Origin of the sequence: Streptomyces sp. NPDC048142, from assembly GCF_043202835.1 — a bacterium.
Taxonomy (GTDB): Bacteria; Actinomycetota; Actinomycetes; order Streptomycetales; family Streptomycetaceae; genus Streptomyces.
In genome coordinates this window covers 82,377-94,921 of record NZ_JBIDBC010000029.1, presented here as the reverse complement: position 1 = coordinate 94,921, position 12,545 = coordinate 82,377, and the positions used below count along the sequence as shown (strand labels likewise).

Genomic DNA, 12,545 nt, shown 5'->3' with positions numbered 1-12,545 from the left:
GCGAGTAGACCTTCATCACCATAAGAGATCCCTCCTCCCCGGCCCCTGCCGGGGCCGGGCTCAGAGGTGTCCACCACTCGGGGACAGGTCCCGACTTCACATCAGTGGGGCGTTGCGGTGCGACACGGCAAGGCCCTCCTGGGCCGGCCGTTCGGCCCAGGAGGGGCACTGAGATGTGTTCAGGGTTCGAGCAGGAGCCCGAGGGCGTGGGCGAACTCTGCCGGCTCGGCGCTTGCGCCGAGGTGGTTGCCCGGCATGTCGATCAGAGGTAGCTCCAGAAGTTCGGCGAGTTCTTGGGTCGCCCGGCGCGCCATCTGGTGATGGCTCAGCGAGCCTGCGCACAGCGTCACCGGAACGCGACGGATGGCCTCGAAGTCAGGGACGTAGAAGACCGTGGGGCCGGCCATCCGCCCCAGGAAGTAGCGGTTCTTGTCGAGTTCCTCGACCGGTAGCCCTGGTATCGCCATATGGGCGGGAGGCGTCTGATCCGGCCCTGTGTGATGGGCAGCGCCGCTGAGGTCGAAGAACTCCTGCACTGCCCGCTGAGGATCAGCCTCCGCGGCTTTGAACGCTGCTGCGGCTCGGCGCGCCAGGTCTGCGTCGTCCAGGAGGGACACCAGGGGCGGTTCGTGCAGGACGGCCCGGCCGACCACCTCAGGATGCCGCTTGCCCAGCTCCAGCAGCGTCACGGCACCACCACTGGTACCGACAAACAGGGCGGGCCCTCCGGTGAACCTGTCGACAAGTGCGGCAAGGTCCTCGGCAAGGACCTCGGGCGTGGGCGCAGCCATCCCTGGGACCGCTCGGCTGGCTCCGATACCACGAGGATCGTGGGTGACGACGGTAAACCGGCCTGCGAGCTCATGCGCCAGCGCTGCGAAACCGGCCCGCCCAGCCGGCGCGCCGACGAGGAACAGCAGTGGCCCCTCACCCTGGACACCGAAGGCAATCGTGCAGTCCGGTCGGTCGAGAAGGTCCACCGAACTCGTGATCCGATCACTGAAGTCCGCGATCTTCCGAGTGATCACATCGAGCGCACGGTCCAGCTCCTCGCGCCTGTCCTGGACGCGACGGCGATGAGCCGTCAGCAACTCCACCCGGAGCCTGGCCGGATCAGCCACCTTGTCGTCGGCACCTGTGAACTGCGCGATATCGGCCAACGGCATCCCCGTCTCGCGGAGATGAACCAGCATGCGGATCAGCTCGACGTCGGCCGTCGTGTACTGGCGACGCCCCGCACCGTCGCGCCGTGGAGACGGCACAACCCCCTGACGTTCGAAGTACCGCAACGTGTCGGGCTCCAGACCGATCCACGCCGAGACCTCCGCGATACCGAACAGCTCGTCTGCCTCACTCATGCATCAAGCCTCGCCCCTGAACCTCGGTACAGGTCAAGCGATCGTCGGCCGACCGCGGCTTCGACGAAGTCGTCGGCCCGGCCACGCTCGATTCCTGCGTGGCGATGTCGCACGTGGCACGGCTCGACAGACCGGCGGTCAAGGCTCGGCCGAGCCCGCGCGAGCACGGAAAGGAAGGAGACTCCGACTCCTGGTCCGCAGGGGCAGGATCTCTTCATCTCGACCGACGTCAGCGGAATGACCGCATGCCGACCGGGAGCCCGTACGCGAGCCGTTCCGGTTCGCATACGGACCCGGGGTTACGCCGCCGAGCGGGGCGCGTCCGTCGTACCCACGGGCCTTCGCGTGCGGGCTTCGCGACGGCTCCCGGCTCCCCCGCTTCCGGCCGTCAGTTCCAGTGGTGGACCCAGGTGCGCCGCCCGAGGATGTCGTGGGCGGCGTAGTCGTCCAGCGCACCGTGACGGCTCCGGGCGAGGTCGTCCGGGCAGAAAGCGGCGTGCTCGGCGGCCACGGCCTCCGCCTGGTCCGTGGTGATGGGCGGCGCGGCGACCGAGAGGACGAGCCGGTCCGCGGTGAGCGCCACGATCCGGGTGCCGAAGCGCTCCTCCCAACTGCGCAGGACGGCGCTGAGGGCTCCGGGGTCGTCCTCGTGGTTCAGCGAGCCGGACCAGCCGATGGCCGCGGGTATGTCGGCGTTGCGGTCCGCGGGCACCAGGGCGAGGCGGGGCTCCTTCAGGCGGGAGCCACCGCCTGTCAGGGCGTCGGCCAGCTCGGCCGCCTGTGCGTCGGGGTCGGCGCCGGGCGGCATCGCCCCGGCGAGCCCCGGCCACGGTGCGCCGAAGGGGGCCGCCGCCCCGCCGGCCCGGTTCTCCCGGGTCTCCTCCCAGAGGCGGGCCAGCACCTCGTCGGCGCCCAAGTCCTCTGGATAGGAGAGGTTTCCACACATCAGGTCCCAGCTCTCCGGGTCGCCCGACGGGCCGCCGACGTCCACCAGCACCGGCACCAGGCCCGCCGCCCGGCGTGCGGCGCTCTGCGCGGACCACTGTCCGGGCGCCGCGCGCGCGTCGGCCAGCCACATCAGCGGCTCCGACCAGGTGCCCTGGTACGTCTCGTTCAGCAGCCTCCCCGCGGGGAGGCTGAGGTCGAGGCCCCGGCCGCTCGGGTCGGTCGCGAGCCGGGTCAGGTTGTTCGTGTCCATCACCATGTGCTGACCGTAGAGGCAGAGAGCCCGAGCGGGCAGGCCACCAGCCCGAACCCGCCGCCGCCTGATGTCGTCGCCCCGGGCGGGGGCGACCGCCGGGGTGGTCCCAGCCCCAGCCCCCCGGCCCTGGATCTTGCTCCGAAGATCATCCTGGTGGAGGCTGAGGCATGCAGAATCTGCCGACCTTCGTCCTTGTCCACGGCGCCTTCGCCAACTCGTTCTCCTTCGCGCCGCTGCAGGCCGAACTCGCCCTGCTCGGGCACCGCTCGGTCGCGGTCGACCTGCCGGGGCACGGGTTCGAGGCGACCTACCCCGAGGCCTACCAAGCTCCCCAGGATCTCGACGCCCATGCCACCGAGCCGGGGAGCATCAAGGGAGTCACGCTCGCGGACAACGCCGCCCGCGTGATCGAAGCCCTCGAACGGGCCAAGCGGAACGGGCCCACCGTCCTCGTCGGCCACAGCAGGGGCGGCATCACGACCACCGCCGTCGCCAACGCCCGGCCCGACCTGATCGACCGGCTCGTCTACGTCTCCGCCTGGTGCCCCGTGGATCTGAACGTGGGCGACTACTACACCCAGCCGGAGATGGCCGACGTCGACGCGGGAGCCTTCGCCGCCGCGCTCGTCGGGAACCCGGCCGAACTCGGTCTGCTCCGGGTCAACTTCCGTACGGCCGCCCCGTCGGCCCTCGCCGCGTTCAAGCACGCGTTCGCCGCCGACCTCACCGATGACGAGTTCCGGACCTTCCTCAACACCTTCCAGCCGGACGAGAACCTCGACACCGGTACGTCCGCCGACCGGGCCCAGGCCACGACCTGGGGCCTGATTCCCCGGACCTACGTACGCCTCGCCGCCGATGCCAGCCTTCCGCCCGCCGTGCAGGACCGCATGATCCGCGAGGCCGACGCGCTCACACCCGGCAACCCCTTCGAGGTCCGGACGCTCGAAGGCAGTCATCTGCGCTGGCTCGTGCACCCGAAGCCCGCCGCCGAGCTGCTCGCCGGGCTCGTAAGGCCTTGACCTCGTAAAGCCCTGACTTCATAGGGACCTGATCCAGTAAGGCTCTGGACCTTATAAGGGCTGACCTCGCAGTGGTCTGACCTATCAAGGCACTGACCTATCAGAGATCTGGCCTCTCTTGGTCTGGCCTCTCTCGGTCAGACCTCCCTCGGTCTGACCTCACCGAGGTCTGGCCTCGCGGTCCTTCGTACCAGCAGGCGATCGGCGGTTCACAGGTGGAGCCCCGCCACCTCCGCCGCCGACAGCCTGAGCCCGGCCGCCCCGGCCGAGTCGCGGGCTGAAGCCGGCCGGCGGGCGCCCGGGATCGGGATCAGGACCGGCGACTGGGCCAGCTGCCAGGCGAGGCAGATCTGCTGCGGGCTGACCCCGCGCGTACGGGCCAGGGCGTGGAACGGCGTGTCCGGCGCGGGTCCGGCGGTTCCCGGGGCGTCGACCGCGCTGCGCGAGATCCCGCCGAGCGGGCTCCACGGCAGGAAGGCCAGGCCGAGTTCGGTGCACAGGTCGAGGGTGTCCCGGCTGGACGGGTACGCCGGGGAGAAGCGGTTCTGCACCGAGACCAGGCGGGGGCCGAGGATCTCGTACGCCGTACGGATCTGCTCACGGTCCACGTTGGAGAGGCCGGCCGCCCGGATCGTGCCGGCGTCGGCCAGGTCCCGCAGTGCGCCGACCGACTCGGCGAAGGGGACGCCCGGATCCGGCTTGTGCAGCTGGTAGAGGCCGATGGCCTCCACGCCGAGCCGGACCGCCGAGGCCTCGGCCGCGCGGCGCAGGTGGCGCGGGTCGCCGTCCACCGTCCACGAGCCGTCGCCGGGCCGGCCGCGGCCGCCCTTGGTGGCCACCAGCACCTCCGCCGAGCCACTGCCGTAGGCGGCCAGCGCCTGGGCGACCAGCCGTTCGTTGTGGCCGAGTTCGTCGGCGTGCCACTGGTAGCAGTCGGCGGTGTCGATCAGCCGTACGCCTGCGTCGAGTGCGGCATGGATCGTGGCGACCGCCTGTTCCTCGCGCGGGCGCCCCTCGACGGAGAGCGGCATCGCTCCGAGGCCGATGGATCCCACCGCCATGCCGCCGATGGTGCGGACGGCGGTGGACCTCATCGGAGTTGGCGGAGCAGGCGGAGCTGGTGGAGCAGGCGGAGCTGGTGGAGCAGGCGGAGCTGGTGGAGTCAGTGGAGTCTTCATCGGTCGCGGGCCTCCTTGATCACGCGCGGCAGCCAGTCGGCGACCGGCGAGAAGCCGAAGCCGAGCCGTGACGCACGGCCGGTGTCCATGGCGTAGCAGCGGTCGAAGGAGAACGGTGAGAGAAGCTCGTCCGGCCCAGTGGTCAGCTTCGGCTCCGCACCGGTCACCCCGCCGATCGCCGCGCACAACTGCCGTGCTTCCAGGGCTTCGTGGGAGGCCGCATTGACGGGTCCGGTGAAGTCCGCCGCCGCGGTCCATGCCAGGAAGCGGGCGATCTCCGGCTCGTGGACGAAGGACGCGGGCTGCGGAACGGGATGGACCACCACCGGCAGGCCCCGCTCGATCCGCTCTACGTAGTGCGCGAGCCGCCCGGTGAAGTCGGCACCGCCGAGGACGTGCGCCGTGCGGACCACGGCGACGTCGAACGACGCCTCCCGCGTGAGCAGCGCCTCCGCCTGGCGTTTGCCCTCGCCGTAGTGGTCCTCCAGGAACGGCCCGTCCGCCCACGGGAGCTCCAGGTCGAACGACCCGGCCGATGGGTCGACCGCCTCCTCCGGGACGGCCGGTCCGCCCGGCCTGCCGAGCTCGGCGTAGACCTCGACCGTGGAGGTCAGCACATAGCGCCGGGTCCGGCCGGCGAAGACCCGGGCGGCGACGGCCGCCTGGAGCGGCGAGTAGCAGACCTGGTCGACCACGGCATCGAAGCGCCGGCCGCCGAGCACGGTACGCAGCGCGGCCTCGTCGTCGCGGTCGGCGAGCAGGTGGGTCACGCCTTCCGGGGCCGGCGTCGACCCCCGGTTCACGACGGTCACCACGGCCCCCGCGTCCCGTAGTTCCCCGATCAGCCGACGCCCGAAGTGGCGGCTTCCTCCGATCACGCACACGTCCATGCCGCGCCCCTTTCCCACATGTCTTCACGCATCACAACTTCACGACTTCACGACTTCACGCGCCGTCCTGCCGTCCTGCCGTCTTCCACATCCAGTCTGCTCAGCTCCGGTCATCGGCGGTAGTGTCGATCGAGGCACCACGTCATGAGGAGAACTGTTGATCGATGTTCAGCGGCTGGCCGTCCTGCGCGAGGTCGCCCGGCACGGCAGCTTCAACCGGGCAGCCCTCGCACTGCACTGCACGCCCTCGGCCGTCTCGCAGCAGATCGCCGCCCTGGAGCGTGGCCTCGGCGCGCCCGTGGCCGAACGCTCCACCCGGGGCGTCACGCTGACCGACGCGGGCCGCCTGCTGGTGGAGGCGGCGGACTCGATCGCCGCCGAACTGTCCGACACCCAGCAGCGCATCGACCGGCTGGCCGCCGAGCGGACCGCCCTCACCGTCGCCACGTTCGCCAGCGGCGGCCGCCGGCTGCTGCCCGCCGCACTCTCCGGCTTCGTCGCCGAACACCCGGAGGTGGAGCTGACGATCCTGGAGGCGGAGCCGGAGGAGAGCCTGCCCGGCGTCCGGGAGGGGCGGGCCGATCTCGCCCTCGCCTACCACTTCGACGGCCCGCCGCCCGCCCGGCCCGGCGACCGTTCCGGCCTGGACTGGACGCCCCTCGGCACGGACCCGCTGCGGGTCGTCCTGCCCCGCGGCCACCCGGACGCGGCGCGCTACCTGGAGCGGCCGGAGCCGCCGCATCTGGCCGAACTCGCCGGCCTGCGCTGGATCCTGGGCTGCCGCAAGTCGGCCGCCCAGCTCGCCGGGTACGCCGCACTGGCCGGCGTCGAACTGCGGATCTCGTGCACGGCGACGGATTACGGCTTCGCCCAGTCGCTCGTACGGGCCGGCGTCGGCATCGCGCTGATTCCCGAGATCGGCCTGACCCGGGACCCGGACCTGATCGCCTTCCCGCTGGCCGGTCCGAGCCCGCACCGCCACCTGGGTCTGGCCCTCTCCCGCCGCCGCCGCGGCCCCACCGCCCGCCTGGCCGAGGAGCTGGCGTCCCGGATCCTCGGCGAGGCGCAGGAGCCCGCCGGGGCCGCGCGGCAGCCAGGGGCGTAACTCGGCCCAGGACGCCGGGCCAACCGCCTGGCGGCCGAGAGCGAGGCGGGCCGGTGACCTGGGCCGGTCGCTGACCGGACGACCATCTCCCGAGGGCCCGGCGGCACGGCACGTGATGTCCCGCAGGCCGTCCGGCAGGGGCAGCTGTGGTCGGCGGCAGGGTCGGCTGCGGGCGCTGTGGTCGGCTGTTGTCGGCCATGAACGGGTCCGGCGGCCACTTATGGTCACCACGCACCGCCACACCACCGCAGCCCCGCAGCCCCGCAGCCCCGCAGCCCCGCATCGAAAGCCGTCGTAGGAGACCAGGCATGAGCACGCGATACGCCCCGGGCGACGACCGCACCCCTCTCACCTCGCCCGGCCCCACCGCCTCACCCGCCCCGATCACCTCACCCGCCCTCGCGCCCGCCCCCGTCGGCCGCGCCTTCGACGCCGTACTGTGCGATCTCGACAACGTCATCCGCTATTACGACACCGCCCCGCTCGCCGCTCTGGAACGGGCCGCCGGACTGCCGGAGGGCACCACGACGGACGTCGCCTACGCGCCCGAGGTCGATCTCCCGCTGCTCCTGGGCCGGATCACCCCGGAAGCCTGGGTGGAGTCCATCGCCGCGGGGCTCACGGAGCGGGTGGGCGCGGACCGGGCCCGCGAGCTGGGCCGGGCCCTCGCGGACGCGCCGTTCCGGGCCGACGAGGAGGTGGTGTCCCTGCTGCGCCGGGCCAGGACCCATGTCCCCCTGCTGCTCGTGACCAACGCCACCCTCCAACTGGAGTCCGACCTCGCCCTGTTGGGCCTGACCCGGCTGGCCGACGCGGTCGTGAGCAGCGCGGTGGAGCAGGTGGCCAAGCCCGACCCGGCCATCTACCGCAACGCTGCCGACCGGGCGGGCGTACCGCTGACGCGGTGCCTGTTCGTGGACGACCGGCAGGAGAACGTCGACGCGGCCGTCGCCCTCGGCATGACCGGTGTCCTCTACCGCGAACCGGCCGATCTGCGGCGGGCGTTGGGGCCGTGCGCGGAGCAGGCCGGGGCGCGCCGGTGAGGGGCGCCGCGGACCGCGAACCGGAGGTGCTGTCCGGCGGACTGGCCAACGCCGGGGCCGTCCTGCGCCACGGCGACGCCGTCGAACGCCCCGCCCCACCGCACGTCGCCGGTCTGCACGCGCACCTCCGGGCCCTCCGGGGGCAGGGGTTCGACGGGCTGCCCGTACCTCTGGGGGTCTCCGCCGCCGGGCACCGCGAGCGGCTCTCGTACGTCCCCGGCGAGGTCGCCGTCGCCCCGCATCCGCCCTGGGTCTGGACGGACGAGGCCCTGCACTCCGTGGGGGCGCTGCTCCGGCGGATGCACGACGCGACGGCGGCCGTTCCGTTCGACCGTACGGCCGACTGGCCCGCCGGCCTGGCCGACCCGGAGGGGGCGACGGCTCCCGACGCGGTCGTCTGCCACAACGACGCGTGCCTGGAGAACGTGGTGTTCCGGGGCGGTCGCGCCGCGGCCCTCATCGACTTCGACCTGGCCGCGCCCGGCCGCCCGATGTGGGACGTGGCCATGGCGGCGCGCTATTGGGTGCCGATGCGGGGCCGTGCCGGTCTCGACCCGCCGCACCGCCTGCGCGTCCTGGCCGACGGTTACGGACTGGGGCGCGCGGGCCGGGCCGCCCTGCCCCGGGTGATCGAGCGGGCCACCGCGGTGTGCCGGGCGTTCGTCGAGCGGCGGGTGGAACGGGGGACGCGGCGTACACAGCGGCGTACGAGGAGAGCGGGCGGGCGGAGTGGGACCGGCACCAGACCTGGCTGGTGGACCACCGCCACGCCCTGACCGCCGCCCTGCTCGCCGGCTGACCACCGCCCTGCGCCGACCGCCGCCCTGCTCGCCGGCTGACCACCGCGAACCGGTCGGGGCCGAAGCTGCCGGAGCCGGGGCCCTGCAGCAGGAGCCGGGGCCAAGCCGCAGGAACCGAGGCCCTGCCACCAGAGTCGGAGCCCCTGCCGCCAGAGCCGGAGCCCCGGCCGCAGGATCGCCCCACGCCTCCTCAGCCGCGCGGCTGGGGTTCCAGGCCCGTCCGCAGCTGGACGAACGCCTGCTCGGCCTCCTGCACCGCGCCCGCGTAGACCCGGTCCGCGCTCTCCCCCGCGTCGATCCGCCGCCAGTTGTCCAGGGCCAGGATCCGCAGGACGGCGACGATCTGCCCGGCCGCGAGCCGTTCGGGCGCCCCGCCGCCGAGGGCACGGGCGAGGGCCGCCTCGGAGCGGCCCTGGTAGGCGTACATCCGGGCCACCAGCGACGGCGTTCCGTACAACAGGCGGAGGAACGCCAGCACTTCGGGCCCGTCGCACAGGCCGGTCACCGGGTCGCGCCGGTCGAGGCCGTCGAGGAAGTGGCGGCGCAGGGCGTCCAGCGGGCTGTCGCCGGAGGGCCGTGCGGCGACCACCCGGGCGGGCTCGTCCTCGTGGTCGGCGAACCGGTGCAGCACCAGGTCCTCCTTGGCGGGGAAGTACCGGAACAGTGTCGGCTTGGAGATGTCCGCCGCGGCCGCCACCTCCGCCACGGACACCTTGTCGAAGCCGCGCTCCAGGAACATCGCGATGGCGGCGTCGGAGACCGCCTGATAGGTCAGCTGCTTCTTGCGCTCCCGCAGACCGACCGGCGCCGACGCCGGTGCCGGCGCCTGGGGACGCGGCCACGCGCGGCCGTGGCCGGTGCTCTGCCCGTAAGTGCCGTTCCCGGGCTCGCCCCCTGGCTGACTCCCAGGCCGGCTCCCGGATTCGCTCCCAGGCTGGTTCCCGGACTCGCCCCCGGGCTTCTCTCCGCTCATGACCATGAAGCGTACGCCCTTGACCTCAAGCGGATTTGGCCTCGCCGCCCGGGTCGCGGGAGGCGTCGGCCGTCCTCCGGACCAGCGCCTCCACCCCGTCCAGCAGCACCCCCATGCCGAAAACGAACTCGTACTCCGGGTCGTCGGATCCGCTCATGACCCCGGTCTCCAGCTGCCGGGTGATCCCGGGGTGCCGCTCGGGGTCGACGAGCCGCTTGAGCGTGCGTTCGTGGGACGCCGACAGCTCCTCGGGCGTCACCCCGCGCGCGGTGGCGGCGGTCGCCAGATCGCTCATCATCAGCGCCTCGCTGCGGACGAAGTTGGAGACCAGCAGGACCACCGAGGTCTTGTCACCCTCGCCGAGTCCGCTGCCCTCCAGCGCCTGGAGCCCCTGCTCCCACCAGGCGAGCGAATGGGGTGTCGCGGGCGGGCCGCCGATGGGGATCCGGAGCGCCCAGAGGTTGGCGCGGTAACGCTCGCGCTGCGCGGACGCCCACTCGACGAGCGCCGCCCGCCAGCCCGCACCGGCCGCCAGGGCGGACAGCGGCTCCGGCGGACCGACGGCCGCCTCCTGCATCAGGACGTACAGCTCGTCCTTGGCGGAGACGTACCGGTACAGGGACATCGTGGACGCGCCGAGTTCCTGGGCGATCCGGCCCATGGACACGGCCGCGAGCCCGTCGGCCGACGCGACGCCCACCGCCGCGGCCACGATCCGCTCCAGGCTCAGGCCGGGCTTCGGGCCCTTGGCCGGGCGGTCCCGCAGCCCCCAGGCCGCCTCCAGGCTGGCCGGCAGGTCGCCGCCGCCCGAACCGCTCTTCTCCGTCACCGCATCCCCTTCGCCCGGCATCTCAGCCACGCCGCCGTCATGCCGCCGTCATGCCCCCGCGCCCCCGTGCGCCTTGACCCCATCCTAGAGATGCGTAATGCTTACGCAGTAACGCGTATGGCATACGCAGAAAGGGGTTCGACATGACCGGCCCGACCGGAATCACCCCCAGGGGAATCACCCCCGGCGCCGAAAGCGGCGACGCCGCCCGCACCATCGAGGCCCACGGCCTCACCAAGTCCTACGGAAAGCCCGCCGTCCGGGTCCTCGACGGCATCGATCTCCGGGTCGGGCGCGGCACCGTCTTCGCCCTGCTCGGGCCGAACGGGGCCGGCAAGACCACCACCGTGCGGATCCTCGCGACGCTCACCGAGGCCGACTCCGGCACCGCCCGCGTCGCGGGGTACGACGTCGTCGCCGAGCGGAGCGCGGTGCGCCGCTCCATCAGCCTCACCGGCCAGTTCGCCGCCGTGGACGAGACCCAGACCGGCGAGGAGAACCTGCGGATGATGGCCCGGCTCACCGGGCAGTCCCGGGCCGCCGCCCGGCGCCGGGCGGCGGAGCTGCTGGAACGCTTCGACCTCACCGAGGCCGCCCGCCGCCCCGTCCGGACGTACTCCGGCGGTATGCGCCGCCGCCTCGATCTGGCCGCCGGGCTCGTCGGCTCACCGGAGCCCGGGGTGTTCTTCCTCGACGAGCCGACCGCCGGCCTCGACCCGCGCAGCCGGCAGGAGCTCTGGGAGGTCGTCCGGGGGCTGGCCGAACGCGGGGCGACCGTCCTGCTCACCACCCAGTACCTGGAGGAGGCCGACCGCCTCGCCGACCGGATCGCCCTGCTGCACCGGGGCCGGATCGCCGCCGAGGGCACCACCGCCGACCTCAAGTCCCGCGTCGGCGGACACCGCCTCGACCTGGTCCTCACCAGCAGCGAGGCCTACCTCCGGCTGGCCGGGCGGGCCGTCCACCACTCCCCCGCGACCCTGACCCTCGGCATCCCCACCGGCGGCTCGGCGGCCCAGGTGCGGGCCCTGCTCGACGAGATCGACCCGGCGGGCCAGGAGATCGAACGCTTCAGCCTGCACAGCGCGACCCTCGACGACGTCTTCCTGGACCTGACCGCAAGCCCGCCCATGCCCGCAAGCCCGCCCCCGAACGCGAACACGCCCACACCCGCAAGCCCGCCCGCACCCACGAGCCCGCCCACGCCCTCAAACGCACCCTCGAACGCGCCCACGCCCAGGGCCCCGGAGGCATCCGCCCATGTCTGACACCGCCTTACAGCGCAGAATCCCGGCCCGGCCCACCGGCGGAACCGCCGAGGCCCCCGGCCGCGGGCCCGGTCCGCTCACCCACACCGCCGTCATGGCCGGCCGGTCCCTGCGCATCAGCCGCCGCAACACCGACGCGCTGATCACGTCCCTGGCCCTGCCGATCATGCTGATGCTGATCTTCGTCTACTTCTTCGGCGGCGCGATCGACACCGGCTCGGACTACGACTCGTACGTCATGTACGTCGTCCCGGGCGTCCTGCTCCTGTCCGCCGGTTTCGGCGCCGCGACCACCGCCACCGCCGTCAGCGAGGACATGAAGGGCGGCATCATCGACCGCTTCCGCTCCCTGGACGTGGGCGGTACGCCGGTGCTCGCCGGGCAGGTGGCGGCGAGCACCGTCCGCAATCTCTGCGCCACCGCCCTGGTCTTCGGCGTCGCGCTGCTGATCGGCTTCCGCCCCGCCCCCACCTGGAGCGGCTGGCTCCTGGTGGCCGTCGTGCTGGTGGCCTACATCGTGGCCCTGTCCTGGATCTCGGCGGCGATCGGACTGCTGGCCCGGACCCCGGAGGCGGCGAGCGGCTTCACGTTCTTCATGTCGTTCCTGCCCTACCCGAGCAGCGCGTTCGTCCCGACCGAAAAGATGCCGGACTGGCTGCACGGCTTCGCCGACCACCAGCCGATCACCCCGGCCATCGAGTCCCTGCGCGGGCTGCTGCTCGGCCAGGAGGTGGGCAACACCCCCTGGATCGCGCTCGCCTGGGCCGCCGGGCTGCTGACCGTGGCGATCGGCGCCTCGGGAACGCTGTTCCGGATCCGGACGCGCTGACCGCCCGGACCACCGGCGGCCGGGACTCAAGCCCGGACCGCCCACAAGC

The 12,545-nt window shown here is 73.0% G+C and carries 11 protein-coding genes and 1 pseudogene; 6 read left to right on the top strand and 6 right to left on the bottom strand.

Annotated features, from left to right (window positions below; translation table 11 throughout):
• Nucleotides 1–179 precede the first annotated feature (179 nt).
• Entirely contained in the window at nucleotides 180–1,358 is a 1,179-nt protein-coding gene (locus ACGF2Y_RS29080) for an alpha/beta fold hydrolase (protein WP_392953428.1), read from the bottom strand.
• Between the two features lie 388 nt (nucleotides 1,359–1,746).
• Nucleotides 1,747–2,562, bottom strand: coding sequence for a DUF4253 domain-containing protein (locus ACGF2Y_RS29075; protein WP_392953425.1), 816 nt, complete (start codon nucleotides 2,560–2,562; stop codon nucleotides 1,747–1,749).
• A 164-nt stretch (nucleotides 2,563–2,726) separates the two neighbouring features.
• On the opposite strand from ACGF2Y_RS29075, the gene ACGF2Y_RS29070 reads away from it, so the two are divergent.
• A complete protein-coding gene (locus ACGF2Y_RS29070) occupies nucleotides 2,727–3,581 on the top strand; it encodes an alpha/beta fold hydrolase (RefSeq protein WP_392953422.1) in 855 nt (284 codons plus the stop codon).
• Nucleotides 3,582–3,790: 209 nt separating this feature from the next.
• On the opposite strand, the gene ACGF2Y_RS29065 is transcribed toward ACGF2Y_RS29070, so the two are convergent.
• Complete coding sequence (locus ACGF2Y_RS29065) at nucleotides 3,791–4,642, bottom strand: aldo/keto reductase (RefSeq protein ID WP_392953419.1); 852 nt, start codon at nucleotides 4,640–4,642, stop codon at nucleotides 3,791–3,793.
• 113 nt (nucleotides 4,643–4,755) lie between these two features.
• Nucleotides 4,756–5,649, bottom strand: coding sequence for a reductase (locus tag ACGF2Y_RS29060; RefSeq protein ID WP_392953417.1), 894 nt, complete (start codon nucleotides 5,647–5,649; stop codon nucleotides 4,756–4,758).
• Nucleotides 5,650–5,806: 157 nt separating this feature from the next.
• On the opposite strand from ACGF2Y_RS29060, the gene ACGF2Y_RS29055 reads away from it, so the two are divergent.
• From ACGF2Y_RS29055 to ACGF2Y_RS29045, 3 genes and pseudogenes are all read left to right on the top strand, one after another.
• Complete coding sequence (locus tag ACGF2Y_RS29055) at nucleotides 5,807–6,754, top strand: LysR family transcriptional regulator (protein ID WP_392953415.1); 948 nt, start codon at nucleotides 5,807–5,809, stop codon at nucleotides 6,752–6,754.
• Nucleotides 6,755–7,062: 308 nt separating this feature from the next.
• A complete protein-coding gene (locus tag ACGF2Y_RS29050; protein WP_392953413.1) occupies nucleotides 7,063–7,797 on the top strand; it encodes an HAD-IA family hydrolase in 735 nt (244 codons plus the stop codon).
• Nucleotides 7,794–8,596: pseudogene (locus tag ACGF2Y_RS29045) on the top strand (phosphotransferase). The gene ACGF2Y_RS29050 and the pseudogene ACGF2Y_RS29045 overlap by 4 nt, the downstream one beginning before the upstream one ends.
• A gap of 191 nt (nucleotides 8,597–8,787) precedes the next feature.
• On the opposite strand, the gene ACGF2Y_RS29040 reads toward ACGF2Y_RS29045, so the two are convergent.
• Nucleotides 8,788–9,570, bottom strand: coding sequence for a TetR/AcrR family transcriptional regulator (locus ACGF2Y_RS29040; protein WP_392953410.1), 783 nt, complete (start codon nucleotides 9,568–9,570; stop codon nucleotides 8,788–8,790).
• Between the two features lie 25 nt (nucleotides 9,571–9,595).
• Nucleotides 9,596–10,399 (bottom strand): TetR/AcrR family transcriptional regulator C-terminal domain-containing protein, encoded by an 804-nt coding sequence (locus ACGF2Y_RS29035; protein ID WP_392953408.1) that lies wholly within the window; start codon nucleotides 10,397–10,399, stop codon nucleotides 9,596–9,598.
• A 143-nt stretch (nucleotides 10,400–10,542) separates the two neighbouring features.
• On the opposite strand from ACGF2Y_RS29035, the gene ACGF2Y_RS29030 reads away from it, so the two are divergent.
• A complete protein-coding gene (locus ACGF2Y_RS29030; protein WP_392953405.1) occupies nucleotides 10,543–11,667 on the top strand; it encodes an ATP-binding cassette domain-containing protein in 1,125 nt (374 codons plus the stop codon).
• The gene (locus tag ACGF2Y_RS29025) at nucleotides 11,660–12,496 is read left to right on the top strand and encodes an ABC transporter permease (RefSeq protein WP_392953402.1); all 837 of its coding nucleotides are present in this window, start codon (nucleotides 11,660–11,662) and stop codon (nucleotides 12,494–12,496) included. The genes ACGF2Y_RS29030 and ACGF2Y_RS29025 overlap by 8 nt, the downstream gene beginning before the upstream one ends.
• Nucleotides 12,497–12,545 lie beyond the last annotated feature (49 nt).

What these genes read in the sequence shown, in the direction of transcription:
- ACGF2Y_RS29065 (WP_392953419.1), bottom strand. Translation starts at nt 4,642, where the DNA reads ATGGCGGTGGGATCCATCGGCCTCGGAGCGATGCCGCTCTCCGTCGAG.
- ACGF2Y_RS29070 (WP_392953422.1), top strand. Translation starts at nt 2,727, where the DNA reads ATGCAGAATCTGCCGACCTTCGTCCTTGTCCACGGCGCCTTCGCCAAC.
- ACGF2Y_RS29025 (WP_392953402.1), top strand. Translation starts at nt 11,660, where the DNA reads ATGTCTGACACCGCCTTACAGCGCAGAATCCCGGCCCGGCCCACCGGC.
- ACGF2Y_RS29075 (WP_392953425.1), bottom strand. Translation starts at nt 2,562, where the DNA reads ATGGTGATGGACACGAACAACCTGACCCGGCTCGCGACCGACCCGAGC.
- ACGF2Y_RS29030 (WP_392953405.1), top strand. Translation starts at nt 10,543, where the DNA reads ATGACCGGCCCGACCGGAATCACCCCCAGGGGAATCACCCCCGGCGCC.
- ACGF2Y_RS29080 (WP_392953428.1), bottom strand. Translation starts at nt 1,358, where the DNA reads ATGAGTGAGGCAGACGAGCTGTTCGGTATCGCGGAGGTCTCGGCGTGG.
- ACGF2Y_RS29060 (WP_392953417.1), bottom strand. Translation starts at nt 5,649, where the DNA reads ATGGACGTGTGCGTGATCGGAGGAAGCCGCCACTTCGGGCGTCGGCTG.
- ACGF2Y_RS29050 (WP_392953413.1), top strand. Translation starts at nt 7,063, where the DNA reads ATGAGCACGCGATACGCCCCGGGCGACGACCGCACCCCTCTCACCTCG.
- ACGF2Y_RS29040 (WP_392953410.1), bottom strand. Translation starts at nt 9,570, where the DNA reads ATGAGCGGAGAGAAGCCCGGGGGCGAGTCCGGGAACCAGCCTGGGAGC.